1 protein-coding gene is annotated in these 393 nt (G+C 34.9%); it reads right to left on the bottom strand.

From position 1 onward, the window contains the following. Positions 1-393, bottom strand: a 393-nt coding sequence (locus V7068_RS20905) for a glycosyltransferase family 4 protein (RefSeq protein WP_499714392.1), incomplete at both ends; no start/stop codon positions are given.

Raw genomic sequence — 393 nt, 5'->3', positions numbered from 1 at the left:
TCTTCAATCATATCAGCATTGGCCCCAACAGGCGTTGTTATTATTGGCACACCCATTGCCATTGCTTCTAAAAGTGCAATAGAGAATCCTTCTGAGTAAGTCGGGAACAAAAAAACATCAGCATCACCCAGTAGTTCTCTAACCTCTTCTGGGCTTACTACCCCTTTCAAAATAACATTCTTAGGTATGTTCAATTTTTTAATTTCACTGGCAATCGGACCAGCTAATATAAATTCAATCTTTGGCAAACAGCTTGCTACTTGAATTATTTCCTTAACTCCTTTTGTAACTTGTACATGCCCTACAAAAAGAATTTTTTGTATTTCAGTATTAATACCTTTATCTCTATCTAGAATGAAAGTATCATCTATAAAGTTTGTAACTAATCTACTC

This window comes from Bacillus sp. JJ634 (genome assembly GCF_036962285.1).
GTDB lineage: Bacteria > Bacillota > Bacilli > Bacillales > DSM-1321 > Peribacillus > Peribacillus asahii_A.
The sequence above is the reverse complement of the archived record's forward strand: the minus strand, read 5'-3'. Positions and strand labels throughout refer to the sequence as shown.